The sequence below is a fragment of the Listeria sp. SHR_NRA_18 genome, assembly GCF_003856515.1.
Lineage (GTDB): Bacteria > Bacillota > Bacilli > Lactobacillales > Listeriaceae > Listeria_A > Listeria_A newyorkensis.
On record NZ_QPKR01000017.1, the window covers coordinates 1 to 23,202 of the forward strand.

The following is a 23,202-nucleotide window of genomic DNA, read 5'->3' on the forward strand; positions in this document are numbered from 1 at the left end:
TTATGTTCGCATACTTGGTAATGCCCGAAAAAATCACTATTTTGGCGGGCTTAGTTTTGTTCGGTCTTAAAACGAAGTTTTTACTCGAATAACTACTCCTTTTCACTTGACTTACTACCACTAGACTCTAACTCTATTTACCCGCTAAAAACGCATCCAAATCCACATCGGCAAACGAATCATACACACTCGTTCCTTCCGGGAAAACAATGCCCTTCGTCACTTCATTCTTCACCACAATCACGTGTAAACCTGCACCAACCGCCGACAACGAACCATTCCGTGAATCTTCCACGGCGACCGCTTCTTCCGGTTTCACGCCGAGTGCCTCCACTGCCTGACGATACAGCGCTGGATCCGGTTTAATCACTTCCACATCATCCGCCGTTTGAATCGTTTCAAAATCATCCAAAATGCCAAACTTCTCCAAAATTGGATCCACCCAAGCACGCGCGGAGCTTGTCGCCAAACCAATTTTATACCCATTATCCTTGGCATAGTTGAACAATCGCATGAAACCATCGCGCATTTCTAATTTATCACGGCCATTATGCACTTGTAAGTCTATGTATTTTTGAAAAGCCGCAGCATCAAATTTGCCATTCGTTTGTTCCGCCATATAAAGCAGTAACGGTTCGTCGGTGCTTCCAACCACTTGCTCATAAACGTCCATCGGCAAGCTCATACCGTAGTTCGCCTGTAAATACTTCTGTGTTTCGTCAAACCAAACCGCTTCCGTATCAATCATTGTGCCATCAAAATCAAAAACAAATGCTTTCATGAAATTCCTCCATCTATCATATTTCAACACATTCATTATAACATATGAAACCGTTTCATCCTTAAAAAGAATATAACTTCCCAAAATAAGCTTGCATTTCAGGCGAAAAACGAATATTATTGTAGTTGTGGTTTCAAAACGTTCGTAATAAGACGAAGAATTATCTTTTTAACTATAAAAGGGAGTGGAATTATATGTTTCAACTAAAAGCTCACGGAACAGATGTCAAAACAGAGGTCATATCAGGTTTTACAACATTTTTAACAATGGTTTATATTATCGTTGTAAACCCGGCAATCCTTGCAGCAGCAGGCGTTCCGTTTAACACGGTCTTCATGGCAACGATTATCTCGGCTGTCATCGGGACACTTTGGATGGCTCTATTCGCCAATTACCCAATCGCCATCGCGCCAGGACTCGGGATGAATGCCTATTTCGTCACCGTTGTCACCACGCAAAAATTAGACTACGCGACCGCATTCACAGCCGTTTTCGTAGCCGGTATTATTTTCTTACTATTATCTTTAACACCATTTCGTGAAAAATTAATCACAGCGATTCCACACACGTTAAAAGCAGGAATCACAGCTGGTATTGGTCTTTTCATTGCTTTTCTAGGTTTCCGCATGACAGGAATTATCGTAAAAAGCGATTCCAATCTAGTCGGACTCGGCGATCTTCATTCTCCAGAAGCCTTGCTTGCGATTGCTGGCCTTCTGATTACGCTGATTTTCCTAGCGCTTAACGTCAAGGGCGCGCTTTTCATCGGGATGATTTCGACTGGGATTATCGCTTTCTTCACCGGTGAACTGAAATTCAATGGTTTTGTCAAAGTACCGTCAATGCCTGATTTGGTTATCACAAACCCAATCCACGCGTTCGGCGATGTAGTCACTTACAGCCTTTACGGCGTTGTCCTGTCCTTCCTTTTAATCACGATTTTCGATACAACAGGAACAATGATCGGCGTTGCAAAAAAAGCCGGCCTTATGAAAGGGGAAAGTTTGCCCAATGCCAAACACGCCCTACTCGCAGATGCGGTCGCAACAAGTGTCGGTTCTATGTTCGGGACAACACCAACCAGCGCCTACATCGAGTCTTCAGCAGGCGTTGCAACAGGCGGGCGTACAGGTTTAACGACGCTCACCGTTGCTGGATTATTCCTAGTTTCCGCGTTTTTCGCCCCACTTGTCGGCGCAGTATCCGGCATTTCAGCGATTACCGCACCAGCCTTGATTATAGTTGGTAGCATGATGATCGGCGCCGTAAAAGAAATCGATTGGGACACGCTCGACGAAGCCTTTCCAGCATTCCTAGTCATCCTTGCAATGCCGCTAACATCAAGCATCGCCATCGGTCTAGCATTCGGCTTCATCTCCTACCCAATCCTAAAAATCTTCACAGGAAAATGGCGCGAACTCAACTGGTTCATCATCGTCATCGCGATTCTATTCTTCATTCTAGTCGCTTTTCTACCACATTAAAAATAAAGCTGTATTCCAATTCAAATTTGGAGTACAGCTTTTTAAATTATTCACCATTCCGACAAACAAATCCTTATCAATCCATGCTATACTGAAATTTAACATCTTAGAAGGGAGGGTTTTATCTTGGGATTTCTAGAAGCTTATAAATCTTTTTGGAAAAATTATGTGAATTTCAGCGGGCGTTCGTCGCGTTCTGCCTATTGGTATGTCGTTTTATGGAACGCGATTATTATCAGTATTTTTTATATCTTAATCTTAGTTTTCACCGTATTCACAGCTGCAACATCATCGGTGAGCGATGCAACAGGGGATTTTGCTTTCATCATGACATCAGGCTCGACGCTGCTTATCTTGCTGCTCCTATTTTTATATGAGTTAGCAACATTTATTCCACTGCTAGCCTTAACTATTCGCCGTTTGCACGATTCTAACAAAAGCGGTTGGTTTGTTTTGCTCAGTCTGATTCCATTTGTAGGTAGTATTATCATGATTGTTTTCATGTGTATGCCTAGTGAACCATCATTCAGTGACGATTTCGATTTTTAATGTATCACGAGGACGCGAGTAAATTCCGTCCTTTTTTTCATATTATTAGACATTTGCCTGCCATATCTGCTATAAAGGTAAGAGATATTGAATAGAAAAGAGTGAGCCATTTGTGGAAAGCATTTTTTAGCGGTATTGGAATTGCCGCACTAGTTATCATTTTCGCGCTACTAACGACCGGATACAGCATGTCATCCCTGTTCTCCTTCGTCTTGATGGTCCTGATTCTGGCGTCGATTATCTGCTCCGCACTCGTATCTGTCGGCAGAGCGCAAAATCCAAACCGAAAAATTCAATTACGATGGAGCATCTTACTCGCAGTTGCCGCGATTCCATCCTTCATCGGTTTCATAATTAGTTATTACTTCACATGAAAAAAGAGCCAAATTCGGCTCTTTTTTGCTACCTATTTAAACGCTGCGATGAAGGCAGGTACATAATCTGGTAAATCTGGTGGGCGACGACTCGAAATAATGTGGCCATCCGTGACAACTGCTTCATCATGCCAAATCGCGCCGGCATTCGTCATATCATCCTTGATACCAGGTGTACTTGTGACGTTGACGCCATCCAGAATTCCTGCTGAAATAAGTACCCAGCCAGCGTGACAAATTTGCCCGATTGGTTTCTTTTGTTCGTCAAAATAGCGTACAAATTCTAGTACTTTATCGAAGCGACGCAGCTTATCTGGTGACCAGCCTCCTGGAACTAAAATCCCGTCATAATCTTCTACCTTAATATCCTCAAAGCTAAAATCACTTGTTGCAGGAACGCCGTACTTCCCGTGGTAAACAACGCCGGCTTCCTCTCCGACTAAATGAACCTCCGCTCCAGCTTCGCGAACACGTAATACGGGATACCATAATTCTAAATCCTCGAAATCCTCACTAATTAGCGCGATTACTTTTTTACCTTGTAGTGTCATGTTATCGTCCTCCTTCAATTATTGCTTACCCCAAGTATACCAATGGAGATGGTGGGCTTGAAGTAATCTGCTTGTGGGGGATTGTTGGGTTGGTTTCTCATGACGATTTGTGGAAGGTTAGTGATAATGATTGGACAAAGAGCCAGAAAATAAAGTTGCCTTAATCATTATTTGGCAATTAGGCTTTGAACAGTTGGGAAGGATTACATGCTCGCTTTGCTCTCATGCATATTGAGGCTGTAACTCACTTTGTTCGAACAGCCACAACAAAAAAAGCCCAGTCAATTGACTAGGCACGCCATCATGTTCGAATGTTTATGCTTAACGGGATGAGGCACAAACGAAAACTACATGGCAAATGAGATGAATGAAAACAAATAACGGTTATCGGTGCGAAATCATATGATAAACACAAGTGCTCACCATTTGGAAGATGGATACACCGAATTCCATTATAACCATGATAGGGTCTTATCCCCACAAAAATAAACATGAACTGTATACTTTTGTCGAAATAAGAACTAACACTTAATGCAAGGTATATATATATTCTACTTTTATTGGACGAAAAAAGCAAGGGAACAAACTGTGTAATTTTTGTGACTAAAATAATGTGTTTTATAGCCTTTTATATGCCAATTTCTGAAGAAAACGCTTAATCGACAACTTTTTTAGTCGTATCAGGGTATTATCGATAATTTAGGGTACAATTTCTTGCATTATAATACGAACAGAGCCGAACAGAATTTCCAAAAAATAATTCCCTAATCCAAATCAGGGAATCATCTTTCTCCTATTAGTCTACTAGTTCTACAATCATATTACAAATAATTGCTACGATGGGGATTAACGCAAACAGTCCCCACGACCAATTACCTCGATGCGATTTCGTTGTTTTTGCTTGCTCTAACTCGTTTACTTGTTGGCGTAGACTCAACACTTCTAACTCCAAATCCTGCACTTTATCCTCAAGATCATACAGCCGTTCTTCCATCAGTATCCCTCTTTTCGACCACTTTGATGCTTTTATTATATATCACGTTCACGCCGAGTGTCATCATACCATAGGCTGATTAACCTAATAATAGCAATTACCCGCACGCTTTGCTACAATAAGATAAATAGCTTAAATGAGGTGAAAAAATGGATATTCATACGGAAGAAGCCGTTGTAAAATTAATTCTTCATGGCGGAAACACGCGAAAAGAAGCCTACGCTGCAATTACCGCCGCCGAAAAATACAATTTCGAAGAGGCAACATCTCATTTGCAAAACGCAGAAGTACAATTTTTAGAAGGACATGCTTGGCAGACCAAATTGGTTTCGCGTCGCAGCGCTGACAGTGACATTACGCCGTCCTTTTTATTAGTACATGGTCAAGACCACTTGATGACAGCGCAAGCCGAGCTTAACTTAGCCAAACAAATCGTTCGCCAATACGAGCGTCAGAGCGAACTTGAAGCACGCATCGCAAAATTAGAACAAACGCATAACTAAAAAAGATACGAAGATAAGTCCGCTGCATCCTAAATCGATGTTGGCTAAGCTTATCCGCGTATCTTTTTCATTTTATCGAATACCGAGTGCAATCTTGGCGTAACGCGACATCCGGTCTTTCGTCCAAGCCGGCGTCCACACAAGGTCGACTTTCGTATCTTTTACTTCTGGAATATCTGACATCGCTACACGTACTTGATCTGTCAAAACACCTGCAAGCGGGCATCCCATCGTTGTTAACGTCATTGTTACCGTACAAAGTCCGTCCTCATCCAAGTCCACATCGTAAACCAGGCCAATATTAACAATATCAATGCCTAGCTCAGGATCGATTACTTGTTCTAACGCACCCATCAAATTATCTTTTAGTTCTGCATCCATGAAGTAGTAGCCTCCTTTTGATTTTCTCTCATTATTGTAACATAGTTGAGAATGATTTTCATTATAATTTTTCTTCTAAAAAGCCGACACCCGCAAGCATGCCCTCAATCGAGATTTTGTGTTTGGCCTTTTCATCCACCATGAAAGCTACATTATCTGACATATCTTTCTCAACCAGTGCCTCATATAACTTCTCGCTGTATTGGAACGGCACGACATCATCCGCTTTCCCATGCCAAATCATCAAGGGGCGATTTTTCAATTTCGTAGGTGCAGCGCTCAGATCATACGGTGCCAACTCACGAATCCGCGCATCCACGTCAAAAGGAAACTCGCCGCCCTGCTTCATCACGCCATCCGCCAGTACTTTCGCAAAATGTCCATAATACGAACTGCCCGCCAGACACACGCCGACTTTCAGCCAATCATACTGCGCTAACATCCCATAACTCGTAATCGCTCCCATCGAAAAACCGCCGACTGCAAGCCTCGACGTATCAATCAATCCCTCCGCATCTAAAGCATCTCTCAACAGAGGCAACTCATGGATATTCCCACGAACCGTGTCCCAAAAATAAATCGACTGCTCTGCTTCTGACTCACCAGCCTGCCGTTCTCCATGCATCCTCGCATCCGGTAATATAACACGCATTCCTCGTTGCGCCAATAAATACGCGTACGGCAAATACAATTCCTTTTGTGATTGAAAACCATGATAAAAAAAGACAGTTGGTAATTTTTCGGTCGCGTGCGCTGCATCATAAATATGTAGGACCGGAATTTCTTTTATCCATTTATGTTCCACTTGAATCATTGGTAGGCCTCATTTCCATGTGATTTATTAAGTTCCTGTAAAGCACTTAGGCGTTTACAAAGCGCGCCCGAACGTCTATCATAAAGGTACACTATCTATTCTATCACTTTATCAAAACGGGGACTAGATATACGAATTATAGAAAGAATGAGGAGACATATATGACAAAAAAATTAATCGTGCTCGACCTTGATGGCACCGCTCTAAAAAGCGACCAAACCATCTCAGATCGCACAAAAAAAGCATTGGAAAACGCGCGTGCGAAAGGCCATGAAATCATGATTGCAACCGGCCGCCCATACCGCATGAGCCATATGTATTATTATGAATTAGGTCTCGATACACCGATTGTGAATTTTAATGGCGCCGTTTTTCACCACCCGCGTGATATTAAATTCAGCAACGCTTACCACCAAGCTATTGATCTAAAAACAGCGCGCGAGCTACTCGATTTTTCGACGAATTACGCGCTAGACAATATCGCGGCAGAAGTGCAAGACAGTGTCTTTCTACGTGAACGAAATGCCAGCGTACCAGACATGTTTCAGCAAGGTAAAGACAATGTTTTTATAGGCGATTTACGAAACACCATCACAACCGATCCAACATCCCTATTGTTCTTTGCAAGCCATGAAATGCTACAAGAAGTGAGCGATCATATGGATTCACGCCTTTCCAACATCGTGACATATCGCAATTGGGGCGCGGAATGGCCAGCAATGGAAATGACCAAATTCGGCGTGCATAAAGCAATTGGTGTTCAAGCAGCCAGCCGTTTTCTAGGCATTGACCGCAAAGATATCATAGCTTTTGGTGATGAAGATAACGATTTTGAAATGCTCGACTATGCAGGCGTTGGTGTTGCGATGGGTAATGCCATTGAACCACTGAAAAACGTTGCAAACACAGTTACACTAACCAATGAAGAAGATGGTATCGCAGTATATCTAGAAGAAAATCTCGGCGTTTAAAAATTTCTCTGAGCTAAAAAATACGTAGCAACAATCTGAAACTAGATTCTTGCTACGTATTTTTTAATTAAGTTCCACCACACGCATCTCATTCTTCAGTATTTCAATAAACCTTCCAAATTTTTCATTGTAATAATCTTGTTCAGACTCAATAGGAACATAAATATCAATAGGCGTACTTTCCGTTTCCACTCGTCTGCCATTTTTCCACCAATAAAATAAGCCTTGCGTTGGCTCTGTGCTACCAGAAACTAGGCATTCTCTATTAAGGACGGAAGCAATCATTTGCGCAATTTCTTTATTTTTTACCGCCCCTCCATTCAAAACTAAAGGATTTTCATCATAAGTAGCAGGTAATAAAGAAAGGATATGCCTCAGATTGAAAATAATGCCCTCCAAAACAGATTGAATAATTTCAGGACGTCCATGAGTAATACTTAACCCTTTAAAACTCCCCGTCTGTTTTTCATTCCAAATCGGGGCACGTTCTCCTTGTATATATGGGAAAAAAAATAAATCCGACGCTTTATGTAAATGATGTAGATGATCGAATATTTTAGACTTATCTTCATAAAATAAATTACTGAGCCATTCCAGCGCTATTCCTCCATTATTAGTAGGACCGCCAACCACCCATTGATCATCATCTACATAATAACAAAAACTTTCCATCTCTGGCCCCAGATATCGCGTTGTAGAAAGCTGCCTGATGGATCCACTAGTTCCCAGAGTGAGGCTTTCCGCGGCACTATTTTGTTGAGCGCTAGCCAAAGAAGCCAAGCACCCATCGCTAGACCCTATCATAATTTTTGTATTTCGTTTCATGCCCAGCTCTAACGCCACTTTTTCCGAGATGTTAAAAACAGTTTTTGGATGCACAAGCCGTGGTAGTTTGCTGGACGATAATTGGAGGAATGCTAGTATTTCTTCATCCCATTTAAAATCAATACTATTGAATAATCCAGTCGCCGAAGCTATCGAAAAATCCGTGACAAATGTGTCTACAAAATAGCTCATCAAAAAAGATTTCATATCATGCCATCTGGAAACATTATTGAACCAGTCATTGCGCCTTTCTTTAAAGTATACTAATTTTGCAAAAGGACTCATGCCATGAATAGGTGTCCCGGTTTTACCATAAAACAAAAAAGTGCGCTGACTATTTCGTTTGAATTCTGAAATTGTATCTGCAGCTCTATTATCAGACCATAAGAACATCGTGTTGCTTTCCTTTTCAGGGGATTCAGGTATTAATGTATGCATAGCCGTACTAAAACTGATGGTATGTATATCTGAATAAAGCGTCGTTATTTCACTAATATTCCGTTTAATACTTGCTAAAATATCTATCGGGTTTTGGGTAGATTTGTCGCCTTCCTTACAAGTCTTAATTCTCGCTGACTCCGTATATATTGTTTTTTCTTCATTGAAAACAATAAATTTAATGGCGGTCGTCCCAACATCAATTGCTAATAATAAATCTTCCATACGATCTAATTTCGCCTCCTCCAAATCGATTTCTCAATGCAACAACAATGGAAGAAGTTCCTGCACCTATAAATGAGTCCTCATGATTCCAATACGTTATCGTGAGGACTCCAATTGTATTCTACCTAGTCAATCATGCACTTACATAGCCTACGTAACCCTATTTCCATTCACATTCGTCTGCTACTTCTAATACCCGATCTTGAATAATGGATCCATACCATTCCGCTGATTTTTTTTTCGAACGCGTTCTTTTTTCATCTAATTCAATTCTTACGAGGCCATATCGATTTTTAAAAGCGTTCATCGGAGAAACGCAATCTGTAAACGCCCATAACATGTAGCCTTCACAAGCAGAACCTTCTTCAACGGCTTTCAGTAACCACTGGATGTGCTGCTTAATAAAATCAATTCTATAACTATCATTTACGGTGCCCAGATCATCCATATACGCTTCTTCATTTTCTCTGCCCATTCCATTTTCAGTGATAAGCCACGGAATATCTCCATAATTTTCTTTTAAATAGTGCGCCATATCATATACGATTTTCGGATATATTTCCCACCCGCGCGAATCATTCATATTTTTCCCCGGCAAATCAAAATTTTCAAAGAACATTTCTGGATGGAACGGCGTCGTCTTATTCCACTCATACCTTGGCGCTTTGACCCGTTTCGGATAATATTGATTAATCCCTAAAAAATCAAGCGTGTTTTCACTAATTATGGATAAATCGTTCTCATCAGGATTAAAATAGATGTCAAATTTAGTACATAACGCAATTAGTTCCGCTGAATACTCGCCTTTCACCATCGGATCAAAAAAGACGCGATTATAAAACAAATCATACATTTCAGCAGCTTTTTTATCTTCTTTTGAAGAAGACCGAGCGTATACCATTTCAGGATTTAATACACAACCAATTCTCCCCTCCAATCCCAGGGCACGATATGCCTTCACAGCTTGAGCACTCGCTAATGCTTTGTGGTAATTCCATAACATCCATTTTTCAGTATTCTGTTCATGCGGCCATCTGATCGCGTCTAGATAAATACGTGTTTGAGGAACGATTGGCTCATTGAAAGTAAACCATTGCTTCACTCTGTCTCCATACCGCTCAAAAGCAATTTTTGCATAGCCAGCGTATAAATCTACTACTTTTCTTGACGACCAACCATCATATTTTTCAGATAAATAGACTGGTAATTCGTAATGTTCCAAACACAACATCGGCTCTACATTGGCTTCTAATAATGCGTTTACAACGTCATCAATGTGCTGCGCGTAGTCCTCATCAACAACAAGGTTCTCATAATCCGTAAAAAAACGAGACCAGTTAATAGAAGTTCTATAATGCGTCAGGCCAATCTCTTTCATCAAGTCTACATCTTCTTGATACTGCTCCATAAAGTTAGTCGCTACTGCCGGACCATACCCATTATGCCAAACAAATTTTTCATTTTTATACCACGAATCAGGATAGGAGTCTTGGCCTTCTTTCTTGCCCTTCCAGCCTTCCGTTTGCCATGCTGATGAAGCTGCGCCAAGAATAAAATTTTCAGGAATTAACAGTTTCATATTCTACCTCTTTCTCACTAGTTTTTTGCTGTGCTGTATTCGATATTTTAACAAATGGTAAATAGATAAGAATGGCAACGATAATACAGACAATTTGAGTAGCTACTGCGCCCAAATCCCCGGCCGTTGCTAGATACGCATTCACAATTGGCGGCATCGGCCACGGAACCATGACGACGGCTTTAGCGGCAATACCTGTTGCAGTTGCGAAATAGCCTATTGTACCTGTTATTAGCGGCGTAATGATGAATGGGATAGCCAAAATCGGATTCAACATGATCGGCATACCAAAAATAACGGGTTCATTAATGTTAAAAAGACCTGGTGCTGAAGAAAGTTTTGTTATTTCACGCATATCTTCTCTTTTACCAACCATGAAAATGGCAACAAGCAGTCCAATCGTCACTCCAGAACCACCAATACTCATATACATATCCCAAAAAGGCATCGTAATAATGTTAGGAATTTCTTTTCCAGATTCAAATGCTTCGGTGTTTACTGCGATGGAAGCGAGTAGCAACGGTTCTCTGATTGGTTTAATCATTTGGTTACCATGAATCCCTATTACCCAGAAAATTTGCGCTATTAGCATTAGAAGTAATATTCCTGGCAATCCTTGAACAACCCCTTCTAAAGGCCGCTGTACAAGATGATAGATAATATCATAGGCATACATTCCAGTAATTGCTTTAACAGCGAATCCAGCGCTAGCCATGACTGCAATTGTAATGATAGTAGGAACTAATGCGGAAAAACTTGCTGATACATTGGCAGGCACCGTGTCGGGCATTTTGATTTGTAATCTCTTTTGACGACCTAGCCAGCTATATAATTCTACAGATACGATAGCAACAATCATTCCTAAAAATAAACCTTTTGTATCTGTGTACTGCTTAGCTAAGACATTTTCTACAAGTATATTTTTATCATCCGATAAGAATCCATAAATCGTTGGAGTAACCGCTAAATACGACATCACCGCAATGATCCCAGGAAAAACGCCGTTCAACTTGTTCAGCTTAGCTAATTCAATCCCGATAAGGAAAACCGCATAGATTGTTAAAAAGCTTAACGTGACATAACTAATCGATGAGGCGATAGGTTTTAGCTCAGCTAGAAAACGCAAGGATTGAATTTTTGCTAATCCATTTTCTGCATCGAAAACCATTGCTGAAAATAATGTACCGAATGCCCCTGTGATAATAACCGGGATAAGCGCAGAAAAAGCATTTTTGATTACCATGATATAGCGTAAACTATTTACTTTTGTTGCGAATCTTCCTAAAACATCGGCTAATCTCCCCATAAATCCACTTTCCATAATTCTTTTACCCCCTATTTAGTTCATGTTTTCTATCTATATATTTAGACAAGACTGCCAAGTGCCTCATCGTATAGCCAAAACTTCCTTCTTCTCTAAAATCGTTCTTTCATCGTCCGCGCAAATACATCACTCGAACACCGATGTAGCGTCATCAAATGAATCCAATCTATTTAAAAGCGTTTTGTATTATCTACTCAACTTCATTATCGGGCGTAGGAAATCGTATTATTTCTAACTATTTAGTCTATTTTAAATAAACTTTAAAACATAGATAGCTACAACCCTGCCTAGATATAACATTGAAGCTACTAGCTCAAATACCAATTTTAGATAAATATTTCAGAGTCTTCATGTATTCTATTTCCTAATGCATGATTGCGCTTTCATTCTCTTCAAAAAAACTTCGCCAATAGGATAGAAAGGCTGTATACGTTACTTCACCCACAGGTCTTTAGCCTTCGCATCATGGGTAGCAATGACCGTTACTGTATAAAGCCCGACAATTCATGGCTCCATTCTTTGTGTATCACTCCTAATAAGTCATCTGATGTATTTATCATAAAATACATCAGATGACTTGTCAATAGTTTTTTTGCTAGTTTGATTGAATAACTTTGCTAAATTCCTTTCTATTGTTCGCCATATGTACTGTCATGGCATCCAATGCGTTTAGTTCATCGTGTTTGGCAATAGCATTTACCAAATCATCATGCAGTTCTATTGTTTCTGTTTTTAAATTACTCACATTATAATTTTCATTAAACAAAGCGATAGATTCATTAATAATGGGCACAATATGAGAAAGCGCAATGTTCCCACTGGCTTCCGCAATCGTTTTATGCAACTCTATATCTAACGCTACATGCTCATCCGTATTATTTTTGAAGGAAACTTCTATCGCATCTTTTAAGCGAATCATATGGCTTATTTGATTTTCTGTAGCATTTTTCGCTGCTAAAGCTGCCATTGGAGGCTCTAATATATATCTTAAAACAAACAAATCTTCAATCATTTTGTTTTTATTTTTAATTAAAGAAAATCCTAGGGGGTCTTTGACAATCCCCTTTCCTTCACTTATATACGTTCCAGAACCTTGCCTAACTTGTAGTATATTGCGCGCAACTAATACTTTGACCACCTCTCTGATGGTGCTTCGTCCAACATGCAATTCCTCAGCAAGGGCATATTCATTAGGTAACTTGTCTCCCATATTAAATTCCTTTAAACGTATATATTCCAGTAATTTCTCAGCTGTATTTTCTACCAAATTTTCACGCATTGTATTTTCCCCCTTCTAAATCATCTGATGTATTAGTAGCGTTTTGTGAATTTATTCTATTTCTGATTCTGTCAATTTATTTTATAATAGGCTTCTTGATCTGTATAACTTTTAATAGTTGGTTGAAAAATGATATACTCAAAGCACGAACCTTTTTCCAAAGGATGTGTTAAATATGTTAGCCATTATCATTATCGTCTGCTGGTTCATCGCTTTCATGGCTGTATGGGCAATCATAAAAGCATCCACAAAAAAGCCAAAATAAGTCCACCTTTCACCCGGTGCCTGCTTATTTTGGCTTTTTCATTATTGATGCATTCTAGTCTTATACATCTCCATCGCCATTTTCTGATCAGCCTCCGAGCGAAAATCACCGAAAACACTAGACGTCTCCACAACATTAATAAAACATCTCGGATCAACAGCCTGAACAACATGCGTCAAATCATAGAGCTCATATCGCGTAATCACAATCACAAGCATCGTTACACTTTCCTTTGAATACGCCCCGATTGCCTCAACAACTGTAATCCCACGAAACATATTATCCTGAATCCCTTTAATCACATCTTCTGGATTTTGCGTCATAATCATCGCCGTCAATTTCTGATGTCTCGTATGAATCGTATCAATCACTCGACTCGAGACATATAGCGAGATAAGCGTATAAAGTGCAAACGTCCACTCATATGTAAAGCCTGCAATAAAAATGATAACCCCATTCATCAACAAAAAATACTTCCCAAAAGAGCGCCCCGTCTTAATCGTAATATACATCGCAATAATATCAAGGCCTCCCGAAGATATCCCGAACTTAAGCGCAAGACCGATCCCCACAGAAGAAATAACCCCACCAAAAATCGCATTCAATAAAATATCTGAAGAAACCTCTTGCACCGGTATCACAATCAAAAATAACGACATAAAAGCAACCGTCACAAAACTGAACACCGTAAACGCCCGGCCAACCTTAAACCAGCCCAACACCGCTACTGGAATGTTTAGCAGTAAGACAAGCAACCCCGTCGACAAGCTGATACCAACACCATCTTGTAATAGATCCGATGTCAGCTGTGCAACCCCAGTCAAACCACTTGCATAAACATGCGCCGGAATTAAGAAGAAGTTCATTCCAATCGCATTAAGCAATGCGGCCAGCACCGCAATAAAAAATTTCTTCGTACCGTCAATATAAATTTGCTGTTGCTTCAACCCAATTTCCCACTTTCAAAAAAATTCAACACGCTTAAAATAGCGGTCTTCCTCCCGATAAATAAAAACCAACACTCACGGTTGCAATCACGGATACGATAAACAACACAAAGAAGAGTCTCGATGGCTTCTCTTTTTTCCGGTAGACAAGTAACATTTCCACGACACCAATGGTTGCCAACCCAAGCAATATTTTAAAAATCGACACAACAATATGCTCACTAAAACTATATTGCATCATCATAATGCCACTCAAAATAACCGTAATATAAAGCACCCGATTACACATTTGCATAATTGTAAACACTTTTGCCGATTTCTTATAGATAACCAACGCAATCAATGTAAAGACTATGATGCCAACCCATGAAATCAAATGAATATAAGACCACATAAAAATCCCCCATTTCCCATTATTTACATAACTTGATTTTCTAACGTTCCAATGCCTTCAATCGTAATTGTAACAGTATCTCCTTCATTTAGAAAGCGCGGTGGTTTCATCGCTTTCCCCACCCCATCAGGCGTCCCGGTTGCAATGACATCTCCAGGCATAAGTGTGTGCCCTTTAGACAACTCCGAAATAATCGTCGCAATAGGAAAAATAAGCTGGTCTAATGTACCATCCTGCCGCTTCTCCCCATTCACCCACGTTTGAATCCGCAATGCACTCGGGTCACCAATCTCATCCTTCGTAACGACATAGGGACCAATCGGACAGCTCCCATCCAAACTTTTCGCTAAATAAAATTGCTTATGCTTCACCTGCAAATCGCGCGCCGTCACATCATTCAAAATCGTATAGCCAAAAATCGCATCCAAAGCCTCTGCCTCAGAAATGTTCGTCACTTCCTTGCCAATTATAATCGCAAGTTCTCCCTCATAATCAAGCTCACTCGTCACACCCGCATGTAAAGAAATCGTCCCTCTATGCCCAACAAGCGTGTTACTACTTTTCGTGAAAATCATAATCGCCTCAGGAATATCCGCGACGCTCCCCATCTCAATTACATGTTTCCGATAATTCTTCCCGACAGCCATCACATTATTTGGTGGCACAATTGCCGGCAAAAACTGCACATCCTTACACGGAATCGCTCCATGCATCGCCTCGTATTGCTTTTCAATGTGTTCCAATTTTGCTGGTTGCGCAATAAGTTCTACCAATGTACGCGGGCACTCCGACTCCGCGAAAAATGCGCTGATATCAATAATGCTGTCCCCTTTGACGATACCAAACGACTCCCTGCCACTAACTCTAAAGCTAATCCATTTCATTTCTAATTTCCCCCTGTCAGCTCACAAACATGATTCCCATCAAAAAAATATAAATAAACATGATCTACTTGTCTACCATTAATTTTCTCAATTGCTTCTTTATACATATCCATCTGCACTCGGTAACGCTTCTTCAAAATAGCCTCAGCACCAAGCCAGCCATTCTCAAATTTCCCAGTAATCTGATCCGTCTTATAATCAATAAGAATAAGCTGATCATCGAGCTCCACCAATACGTCAATCATCCCTTGAACAATAATCTGTTCCGTAGTCTCCACATCTGGATGTATCCGATTAGCAGGTATTTTGTAACTGAATGGTATTTCCCGTAGCGTACAATCTGGATAAGCAAGCATTAATTGACCCAATTCCGTATCAAAAAAGTTCAAAATAGAATCGACTTGTATCGATGCCACCTGCTCCTCATTCATAACCTCCCTAGACACAAGCTCATCAAGCAATGCCTTCATCCCAGCGGCAGTTGGCGCATCCCTCAAAGAAAGAGCCTGCATCACCGTATGCATCGCTGTCCCTCGCTCCGTTGCCGTCAGTCGCTTCTCTTGCAAAAACTTCGGCCGCTCAAAAGACACAGGTTGCGCACTTCTCGTAAACCGCGTATCACTAAAGCTATCCACAACCGAAAATTGTCGCTTCACCTCCGTCACAGATTGCTTAGACCTAATACCCGTCTCCTCAATAAAACCATATCGAAAAGAAAGACGTTCCTGAATCTGCTCAAAATAAGGCGATTGCTCCGCTGCTCCCTTACCATTCTTCACAATATCTAACCAACTCGAGTCTTGCTTAGCCTCTGCATCCACAGTTAAAAACTCCTGATAACCATGTTTCTCGATCAAAAGACGCATATTAGTGGACAATCGAACCGATCCAGAATCATTTCCATTTTCCATCTGTTCCATATAATCTGGATGCCTCACAAAAGCACTACCAATCCATTGCAAATAATTTTTAGCCTGAAACCTAACGCTCGCCGGTAACATCCAATCCTTCTCCGTCAAGTTTTGTTCCCATTGCGCAACAGACTTTTCAAGACTCGGAACCGTTCCAACCAGAATCAACTTCTCCTCAGCACGAGTTAGCGCCACATATAAAACGCGCATTTCCTCTGCCATCATCTCAGCAATCTTTTTATACTTTATCGCTTGTTGCATAATCGATGGGTAAACTAAACGCTTCACAGGATCATTATATCGCGTAGCAAAACCAAAATCCTTATCAAACAAATATTTATTATAAATATCCCGCATATTAAATTTACGGTCCAAGCCAGATAAAAATACAACAGGAAACTCCAACCCCTTACTCGCGTGAATCGTCATCATTCGGACAACATCTTCCTTCTCACCCAACGTTTTGGCAGTTCCCAAGTCCTGTCCCTTTACCTGCAACCTCTCCACAAATCGAATAAATCGGAATAACCCACGAAACGCCGTCTTCTCATACTGATTCGCGCGATCCAACAAGGCCCGCAAATTCGCCTGCCTCTGCTTTCCACCTGGCAAGCCACCGACAAAATCATAAAAATGCGTCTCCTGAAAAATTTGCGCTATCAAATCAGCCAAATCTTCACGCATCGATAGTTCCCGCCACTTACTTAACTGACGTAAAAAAGCCTGTAACTGCGAAGCCAATTCCCCTGGTTCAGAAAGCGCATATATTTCCAAGGCCTCAAAATACGGTTTATTTTTCCCGACAGAACGAATTCGAGCCAAGGCATCTTCATCTAGACTAACAATCGGTGAACGCAAGACGGACGCAAGCGGAATATCTTGATATGGATTATCAATAATTTTGAGCAGAGACACCATAATCGCAACTTCTGTAGCCTCAAAATATCCAGAATTATTATTCGCGTAGAAAGGAATATCCAACTCCTTCATCGCATCCTCCATATCAGGCGCACTTGTAAGCGCTCGTGATAAAATAACGATATCCCGATACTCCATCGGACGATACTGCTTCAACCCCTTATCAAAAACAGGCGTCTTTTCATCAATCAGCTTGGCTATTCGCTTCGCAATATAACGAGCCTCCGCTTGCCTTTTTTGCAATTGTTCAGGCGCTAATTCATCCACCTCATCCGATTTCTCATCCTGCTCCATATCAATCAAAACAAGCTCCGTCTGCGTACTATCCGAATCCGGAAAATGAGCACCTAAAACCAATTTCGCCTGTTCATCATACTCAATTTCCGCCACTTCCGTATCCATCAACTGATTAAAAATAAAATTCGTCGTATCCAGCACATCCGAACGACTTCTAAAATTCTGAGATAAATCAATTTTCAACCCAGTCCCATCACCATCCCCCGTATAACGCTTATACTTCGCCAAAAATAAACCAGGTTCCGCTAAACGAAAACGATAAATAGACTGCTTCACATCCCCGACCATAAACAAATTACCATCTGCCTCTGTATCCGCCGTTACTAAAGATAATATTCGCTCCTGCACCATGTTCGTATCCTGATACTCATCAATCAAAACCTCTTTAAATTTCTCTTGATATCCCAAGGCAGCATTAGACGGTGCCCCATCCTGATCAGAATGACTCAAAATACGTAACGCCAAATGCTCCAAATCATTAAAATCAAGCATCCCCCGCGAAACCTTCTCCTGATAGAAACGAATAGCAAACTCTTGCGTAAGCTCTATCAATGTCACAATTGTATGCTTCATTTTCATTAAATCCGAAATATAATGAACTCCGTCTCGCGAAAACCACTCACTACCTGCATCTGTCACCGTTTTTTTGGCCTGATCACGAAGTTTCTTCACTTGATTTATCAATACTTCGTCGTATAATTCTTTATTTTTTAAGGTAGCAATCCGCTGAAATTTAACAGCCTTCCAAGCACTCGTCAAACTTTCCCAATCACAATCTAACGCTTGCATCAAACTCCGAATCTGTTCCAAATCACTCTCAAGCGTCACTAAATAAGGCTCAGGACCTGCCGAATCGCCACATAAAAAAATCGCATGTTTCAAAAAATGCTCTGCCTGTCGCAACTCCATCATCAATTGCTTTTCAATAATAGGATAAAAAGGCAATCCCGCGACATCCATTATTTCGCCGACATCATAATTAGCAATAATCGAATCTAACCAAGCCTCCGGGGAAGGATGTGCTCTTGAAAAATCATACAATTCCCCGACAACTTTTCCAATATCATCATCCGATCGATCCCCAGAAAAAGTATCTACCAACTCAAAAAATGCAACATTCTCAGCATTTCCATAGTGCTCCTCTAGTAATTTGTCCATCACTTCATCCCGCACCATTGCACTCTCAATCGGTTCAATCAAACGAAATTCAGGATCGATATCCGCCAAGTAATAATACTTTTTTATCACATCTAGACAAAAGGAATGCAACGTAGAGATAGAAGCATAATTAAGCAAAGCAATCTGCCGCTTCAAATGCGAAGATGACTCATCCACTAATAAAGCATTTTCAACTGCCTTACCAATCCTAGCCTTCATCTCAGCAGCAGATGCATTCGTAAATGTCACAATGAGCAATTCATCTACATCTATCGGATTCTCAGGATCCACAATTTTCTCAATGACTCGATTCACTAAAACAGCCGTCTTACCAGATCCAGCAGCAGCAGCAACAAGAACATTCTGACCACTCGCATACATCGCCTTCCACTGATCATCCGTCCACACAGCATTCTCTGGCTTTGTCGGAATTATCCTCCTCATTCCTGCCCCTCCTCACGCATTTTCCTCAAAACATCTTCCCTACTCTGATTCTCTAATTTACGATATTGATTATTCTCAAGCGACGCATCAAACTGACAAACCGATCGAAATACACAGAGTTGACAAGGCGTCCGCTCCTTCAATTTATAAGGATTAATCGTTACTTCCCCATCAATAATCTTATTCCCTGCCTTTGTATACTGGCGACGAACGTACTGGCGCATCGTATCAAACTCTGCCCTCGTCGCTGTAGCCGAATGCGCATTAAAATTCCCATCCTTTTTCAACCCAGTAGGTATCACAGAAGACGTTTTCCCTGCCTCTAGTTCCGTATCCATAAGCGATACCGCCAAAGTATCGTCCAGCACTAACCCTTTCATCCGAAAACTCTTCAACAATTCTTTCTCAAGCTCTGTTTCCGTCAATTCCTTGTCTGCACTAACAAGCGGATTATGCATATGAAAGTATAAAACTCCCGCAGGCTCAGCCACTTTTCCAATAAGTTTAGCCGAATTCTCCACGACAATATCTAAATAGGTCAGCATCTGCAAGGCAAGTCCATAATAAACTTCCGTCATCGGCAAATCATGCGAGCTTGACTTATAATCTATAATTCTCAAAAAAGTGCGCTCATCCTGCTCCGCCTCATCAATTCTATCAATGCGCCCCTGTAAAATGAGTTCACGCCCATCATTAAGCGGCAATTTCATAGGTGGTATTTCCCCCTTCGCTCCGAAATCAACTTCTAGTCCAACCGGCTTAAACCGACTAATTTTAGCTTGCTCATTCAACACACGCGTCGCCCTAATAATGATATTCAAAAGCTTATACTGAATATATTCCAATCGCTTCGTACTGAGCAAAATTTCATGTTGTAACTTTGGCGCCAAATACGCCATAGCAAGCGTTGCCAGCTCCATGCATTGCTCCACAGATAATTGACCCCACTCTAAGTTATTCTTTTGAAGCTCTGCCGATATCCACTCCATAGCCCCATGAAATATCTCACCAATATCCACAGATTGCAGTTTATAATGCGCCCGCTCCTCCAGTTTTAGACCATGTTGCGCAAAATGCTGAAAGTGACAACTATAAAAACGCTCCATTCTCGAAACACTTGCATGAATATTTTCACCAAACAAGGAGGTTGCAGCTTCTTCTGAAATGTTCTTAGCCTTATTTTGATAAAATAAACTTCCTAAAATTCGTAAAGCAGGATTTCTCCACTCCTCATCTGATTGGAAAAAGGCATAAGCATCCCACCATACAGGAGACATCTGGTACCCTTTTTTCTTATATTGCATTTGCGCTGTTAAAAGCGCTATCGTAGCTCTTGGTGTGGAAATATAAGAAGCCTGCTCCAAATCACTCAACAAAGAAGGATCACTCAAATAAAGCTCTCTCTTCACCTCTGGAAAAATTGTCTCTATTCTCCTAATATAGCTTGATTCAGACAATTCCTTCCCATTCTCATCTGCGTTAGGAAAGCTAATAAATAAACGCTCTGAGGGCAGCGTAAACAGCCGATAAGCCACAAATTCTTCGCTTGAGAGCATATTCTTACTACTAGGTCTAACAGCAATTCCCGACTGATTTAAAACATTCCGATCTTCATCCGATAAAATGCCACTCTCCTCTTTTTTCATTGGCAAAACACCATCATTAATCCCTGCAGCAAAAATAACCTTCTTATTTAGTAATCTCGAATTATCTATATCCGCAACAATAACCTGATCTAATGACGGCGGTAACAAAGCAAAATCGAGAGCATCAAGCCCTGTATTAATAATATCAAAGAAAGTATTAAGAGATAGCTCCTCATCTCCCATAACCTCTACAAACTCATCTAATAACGCCACAACAGACTTCCAGGCCTGTTCATGCTCTTTTGCCAACTCTAATTCATTCATTTCCTCCGCATGCTTGCGCCACATATCTAGCCGACCATCAACTTGCACATCCAACATAAATTGAAAAAGTGCACTTGCCTGTTCCACACCATTACCAGCTACCTCTAACCGCTTCTCTAGCGCCATTAACGGTACTTTTATGTGCTCCCTTACTTCATTAATCGTAGCCTCTTTCGCCTTCTCATCGTCTGTTTGTACGCCTTGATTCAAATCCAATCCACGAATTTTCCGGTAACTCCAAGGTCGTTTATCCATCCATCTACGTTTATTATAAATTCCATTCTCCAGTATATAATTCTCAAAAATATCGACCTTTCCTCTATAAGCACTACTACTTACATCTAGCGGAAAGAAAAATTCCGTTCGAACAGCCTGAAATACAGCTTCATACTGCCAATTAGTACGAAGAACATCTAAACTAGAACGAAGAAATTCAACCATTGGGTGATTAGCCATCGTTCGTTTCTTATCGATAAAATAAGGAATATCATTCGCATTTAAAGAAGCCTTCAAAATCGTCTCATACACCTCTGTATTTCGGAGCAAAATAGCCATATCCCGGTAACGATACCCCTCCGAAGCTAACTGCCTTATATGCCTCGCAATCCCATCCATTTCAGCACGTCGATTATTCGCTTCATAAATAGCAAGACTTGGCGTCTCATTCGCATAGGCCTTCACGGAGAACTCCCCCCATGTCTCCTGTAAATATGCTAAATCATTATTTTTAAAGCGTTCATTATTTTCTAAAACGATATCAGGTAATATTTCACAAGCCCCATTCTGAGCTATTTCTTTTAAATTGGCATATGTCATACCTGTCACTTGAAATACATTATACGCCTGTAAATTATTCACACTATATGCTTCATCCAAAGTCAAAGCGATGGTCACATTTTTACAAACACTAAATAATTCCCCCAAGACCAAATATTCTTGTGGCGAAAACTCATGAAAACCATCAATAAAAATCTCGCATTCCGCTAAAAAATTGCTATCCGAAATCGCATCTCCAAGCAGTCTCAAATAATCTTCATTCTCTAAATATTTCCCAGACAATACACGCTTATAAGCATCATAAAGTAGCGCTATATCAGCCATCTTATTATTCAAATCTGCACTATTCTCACCATCAAAATTCTGTAACTCTTCTTGCTCCACACAAAATTGCTCCATCTCTTTAAAAATTTGCTCCAACTCTTTAATGAAACCTTTTTTTGAAGCATTCCGCCCAAATAACTGTAACTCATCTTGCTTCTCAATCATTATTTTACGAATGACCATCTCTAATCCTGAATCCGTTAAAAATGTTCGAGCCAAGCCACCACTCTCTTGCAAAATCCGCCAAGCCAAACGACTAAAACTAAAAATTTGCGTGTGTAATAACCCAGAGACACTCTCCCGTTCAAAAAACGCCGTCTCGATTTGCAAAGTCATCTGATCTGGGACTAAGAAAATACAATTCCGCTTCTCTCCCGCTCCACTCATTCGCTCTTCTAACCGGTCCATTATTAGTGCCGTTTTCCCAGTACCCGCGCGCCCTATAATAAATTGTAGACTCATTTCTCCACCACCGAACGTATGTTTGTTTTATATCATAACACATATTAGCCAACTAGACCATACTTATTTTAAAATCCTAATTTCAGTCTATCACTATAATCGAATTTCAACAAATAACACATGAAAAAACTAGAGCCAGATTGACCCTAGTCCTCACGTTATTTATTTAAAAGGTCAGCATTTCCTGCTGCATTCCGTTTAATTTCTCTGTCAAAAGATAAAATTTCTCTTTATCGTTATTGTCTAAAGCAACATCGATTTCATCTTTCAATTGTTGCATCCTGTGTTCGTCAAGGAGCATTGTCATGTAGCACTCAATAAATGTATTCACTAACTCTTTTTCTCCTTTTAGAACTCCAACTTGATTAACTAATGAACTTGAAAAATCTCGCATTTCCATGACTGATCACTCCTTCTTAATTTTTTATTACCACAATGA

The 23,202-nt window shown here is 40.6% G+C and carries 20 protein-coding genes; 5 read left to right on the forward strand and 15 right to left on the reverse strand.

The genetic code is table 11. The annotated features are described in order from the left end of the window. Positions 1-133 precede the first annotated feature (133 nt). Positions 134-781, reverse strand: coding sequence for an HAD family hydrolase (locus tag DUK53_RS16365; protein ID WP_036092704.1), 648 nt, complete (start codon positions 779-781; stop codon positions 134-136). A gap of 194 nt (positions 782-975) precedes the next feature. Here DUK53_RS16365 and DUK53_RS16370 point away from each other — a divergent pair, with 194 nt between their 5' ends. The 3 genes from DUK53_RS16370 to DUK53_RS16380 all read left to right on the forward strand — a co-directional run bounded on the left by DUK53_RS16370 (position 976) and on the right by DUK53_RS16380 (position 3,188). Next, positions 976-2,265 (forward strand): NCS2 family permease, encoded by a 1,290-nt coding sequence (locus DUK53_RS16370; protein ID WP_036092710.1) that lies wholly within the window; start codon positions 976-978, stop codon positions 2,263-2,265. A gap of 126 nt (positions 2,266-2,391) precedes the next feature. Further along, on the forward strand, positions 2,392-2,814 hold the full coding sequence (locus tag DUK53_RS16375) for a DUF805 domain-containing protein (protein ID WP_036092713.1): 423 nt from the start codon (positions 2,392-2,394) through the stop codon (positions 2,812-2,814). Positions 2,815-2,924: 110 nt separating this feature from the next. Further along, the gene (locus DUK53_RS16380) at positions 2,925-3,188 is read left to right on the forward strand and encodes a hypothetical protein (protein WP_077917881.1); all 264 of its coding nucleotides are present in this window, start codon (positions 2,925-2,927) and stop codon (positions 3,186-3,188) included. 32 nt (positions 3,189-3,220) lie between these two features. Here DUK53_RS16380 and DUK53_RS16385 read toward each other — a convergent pair whose 3' ends face one another. Together DUK53_RS16385 and DUK53_RS16390 are read right to left on the reverse strand one after the other, a co-directional pair. After that, positions 3,221-3,739, reverse strand: coding sequence for a type 1 glutamine amidotransferase domain-containing protein (locus DUK53_RS16385; protein WP_036092716.1), 519 nt, complete (start codon positions 3,737-3,739; stop codon positions 3,221-3,223). Between the two features lie 796 nt (positions 3,740-4,535). Beyond that, a complete protein-coding gene (locus tag DUK53_RS16390; RefSeq protein WP_036092719.1) occupies positions 4,536-4,733 on the reverse strand; it encodes a hypothetical protein in 198 nt (65 codons plus the stop codon). Between the two features lie 149 nt (positions 4,734-4,882). Here DUK53_RS16390 and DUK53_RS16395 point away from each other — a divergent pair, with 149 nt between their 5' ends. Then, entirely contained in the window at positions 4,883-5,236 is a 354-nt protein-coding gene (locus DUK53_RS16395; protein ID WP_036092721.1) for a PTS sugar transporter subunit IIA, read from the forward strand. A 72-nt stretch (positions 5,237-5,308) separates the two neighbouring features. Here the strand turns inward: DUK53_RS16395 and DUK53_RS16400 are convergent, their stop codons facing one another. After that, entirely contained in the window at positions 5,309-5,617 is a 309-nt protein-coding gene (locus tag DUK53_RS16400) for a metal-sulfur cluster assembly factor (RefSeq protein ID WP_036066843.1), read from the reverse strand. A 61-nt stretch (positions 5,618-5,678) separates the two neighbouring features. Further along, positions 5,679-6,431, reverse strand: a complete 753-nt coding sequence (yjfP, locus tag DUK53_RS16405) for an esterase (RefSeq protein WP_036092723.1) — start codon at positions 6,429-6,431, stop codon at positions 5,679-5,681. 161 nt (positions 6,432-6,592) lie between these two features. On the opposite strand from yjfP, the gene DUK53_RS16410 reads away from it, so the two are divergent. Continuing rightward, a complete protein-coding gene (locus tag DUK53_RS16410; protein ID WP_036131656.1) occupies positions 6,593-7,402 on the forward strand; it encodes a Cof-type HAD-IIB family hydrolase in 810 nt (269 codons plus the stop codon). A gap of 63 nt (positions 7,403-7,465) precedes the next feature. On the opposite strand, the gene DUK53_RS16415 is transcribed toward DUK53_RS16410, so the two are convergent. From DUK53_RS16415 to DUK53_RS16460, 10 genes are all read right to left on the reverse strand, one after another. Further along, entirely contained in the window at positions 7,466-8,890 is a 1,425-nt protein-coding gene (locus DUK53_RS16415) for a gluconokinase (RefSeq protein WP_036131659.1), read from the reverse strand. Between the two features lie 160 nt (positions 8,891-9,050). Further along, positions 9,051-10,469, reverse strand: a complete 1,419-nt coding sequence (locus tag DUK53_RS16420; protein WP_036131662.1) for a glycoside hydrolase family 1 protein — start codon at positions 10,467-10,469, stop codon at positions 9,051-9,053. Next, complete coding sequence (locus DUK53_RS16425) at positions 10,450-11,790, reverse strand: PTS sugar transporter subunit IIC (RefSeq protein WP_052164887.1); 1,341 nt, start codon at positions 11,788-11,790, stop codon at positions 10,450-10,452. The genes DUK53_RS16420 and DUK53_RS16425 overlap by 20 nt, the downstream gene beginning before the upstream one ends. A 598-nt stretch (positions 11,791-12,388) precedes the next feature. After that, positions 12,389-13,072: a FadR/GntR family transcriptional regulator gene (locus DUK53_RS16430; protein WP_036131666.1), complete on the reverse strand. Its 684-nt coding sequence runs from the start codon at positions 13,070-13,072 to the stop codon at positions 12,389-12,391. Positions 13,073-13,378: 306 nt separating this feature from the next. Continuing rightward, on the reverse strand, positions 13,379-14,284 hold the full coding sequence (locus DUK53_RS16435; protein ID WP_036131669.1) for a YitT family protein: 906 nt from the start codon (positions 14,282-14,284) through the stop codon (positions 13,379-13,381). A 34-nt stretch (positions 14,285-14,318) separates the two neighbouring features. After that, the gene (locus DUK53_RS16440) at positions 14,319-14,678 is read right to left on the reverse strand and encodes a YisL family protein (protein ID WP_036092739.1); all 360 of its coding nucleotides are present in this window, start codon (positions 14,676-14,678) and stop codon (positions 14,319-14,321) included. 23 nt (positions 14,679-14,701) lie between these two features. After that, the gene (locus DUK53_RS16445) at positions 14,702-15,562 is read right to left on the reverse strand and encodes a fumarylacetoacetate hydrolase family protein (protein WP_036092741.1); all 861 of its coding nucleotides are present in this window, start codon (positions 15,560-15,562) and stop codon (positions 14,702-14,704) included. Positions 15,563-15,564: 2 nt separating this feature from the next. Beyond that, positions 15,565-19,290 carry a helicase-exonuclease AddAB subunit AddA gene (gene addA / locus DUK53_RS16450; protein ID WP_036131672.1) on the reverse strand — a complete coding sequence of 1,242 codons (3,726 nt, stop codon included), beginning with the start codon at positions 19,288-19,290 and terminating at the stop codon, positions 15,565-15,567. After that, positions 19,287-22,763, reverse strand: a complete 3,477-nt coding sequence (addB, locus tag DUK53_RS16455) for a helicase-exonuclease AddAB subunit AddB (protein WP_036131676.1) — start codon at positions 22,761-22,763, stop codon at positions 19,287-19,289. The genes addA and addB overlap by 4 nt, the downstream gene beginning before the upstream one ends. Before the next feature lie 166 nt (positions 22,764-22,929). Next, the gene (locus DUK53_RS16460) at positions 22,930-23,163 is read right to left on the reverse strand and encodes an IDEAL domain-containing protein (RefSeq protein WP_036131681.1); all 234 of its coding nucleotides are present in this window, start codon (positions 23,161-23,163) and stop codon (positions 22,930-22,932) included. Positions 23,164-23,202: the final 39 nt, after the last annotated feature.